Genomic DNA, 1,599 nt, shown 5'->3' with positions numbered 1-1,599 from the left:
AAATCGAAGATGTCACTAATGATAAAATTGAAATATTTGTCTCGAAACTAACTAAACCTTTTAAAACCGAGAGTGAAAAATTACTCGAAAGACTCAATGCTTTAAAAGAAGGAAATCAAAGAGAAATAAGTAATATTCTGCCTCACTTGAAAAGAATGTTAAGCCAGAATATTCCTAAAACAGCTCAATTCAAACAAGTTGAATGGCAAAAGGACAGGCAATCTAGCCAACACAGAGAGCATGGTAACTCTTACGCAATGGGTCGAGATAATCCAACCCCATCATCCAGGGTGGCTGAGATGGAAGAAGCTATCCGCCAGCAAGAGCAAAAGGTGGCAGCCATATTACAGAAATACCACCGGGAGTTTGTTCCGACGGTTCGCGATGGCGATTGTTTTTATGATGGTATGTCCAAGGTTGGAGGTCATTCCAGCATCATGGAATTAAGAGAACGATCTTACCATGAGGGAAAAAAGTGCCTGGAAGGCAATGGTAAACTGCGGTTTGATGCGGCAGTCACTTTTTTGTTTGAACGGCAAATTGAACGGTTAAGGCAGCCGCGTAATTATGCCGAACAGATTGATCTTCGCCTGATGGCGTCTATTGAAAATTGCAGGATCGTTGTTTGCGATCTTGGTGAAAAAGTCCTCAGCGTTGTTGGCTCTGGAGGTGAAGAATATCCAAAAAAAACATTGTCTGAAGTCATGAGCCAAGACCCTGAGGCAGAATTATTTGTGCTCGATACAGAGGGCGAACATTACATGACAGGCAGGAAAAGATTGCCCGGGAGCCAGCAACCCGGGCGGAATTCCTCAAATGAATATCAGCAACCTGAGCCATCACCTACAGTAGTTTCTCGAATACCACCTCCTACAGCTCGAACAAAAGCTGAGCTAATAGTTGAAGATTTAACAGAGCGTATAGAGGAAATTGAGAAAAATAAGGAAGGCATAGCTGATAAGGAAGGCATAGCCGACAAGGGAGCACTCAAGAAGACTCTCGAATCCATGCGCGAATCCATATTGCGACAGGCTAAGCCTGAGAATGTGGGAGGCTCTATGAGCTGAAATCATTCATTGAAATCCAGAGGGTTCGACTCCCTCCCAGTAAAGGGTAACCACCAGCTGGAAGCGAGTTTTGCATAGTCAGCGGTAACGATGATTGTGAAGCGTAAACAGCAGGTACTGAAGCCGCGGGATTGAGCCACGAAATCGCCATCGCTGGAGACCTCATTGTTATGGAGGTGGGGTCAGTACTGAAATGCCGATTTGGTGAGGCAAAACCAGTCCGGTCGGGGTCTGAGACTGGGGCAAAGGTACAGGATGGTTTTCTCAGGGACCTGTGAGATCCACTACTGACCTGTATGCAATCACCATTGGCTCTATGGTTGAACAGGGCCAGGTCAACAGGAAAAGCTTAAAGCCTGTTGGAGCAAACATTAAGCAACATGCAGGAACCCGTGAACGAATACATAAGTGACCGGGCAGTAGGTACTGGAAGTCTTAGTGTCCTATAGTACTGATGACAACGGGGAACTCCGCTAGGGAATTGTCTAAAAACAACTTTCCTAATATGGACGGTATTACACAAAAAAATGTA

General features: G+C 45.0%; 1 protein-coding gene. It reads left to right on the top strand.

The window, feature by feature from the left end; all coding sequences use genetic code 11:
• Nucleotides 1-1,067 (top strand): OTU domain-containing protein (locus KDK14_RS06225; RefSeq protein WP_257264152.1); only part of this gene is annotated, 1,067 nt, incomplete at its 5' end.
• Between the last annotated feature and the right edge of the window lie 532 nt (nucleotides 1,068-1,599).

The organism is Endozoicomonas sp. ONNA2, from assembly GCF_024606365.1.
In the GTDB taxonomy this organism is placed as follows: domain Bacteria; phylum Pseudomonadota; class Gammaproteobacteria; order Pseudomonadales; family Endozoicomonadaceae; genus Endozoicomonas.
The sequence above is the reverse complement of the archived record's forward strand: the minus strand, read 5'-3'. Positions and strand labels throughout refer to the sequence as shown.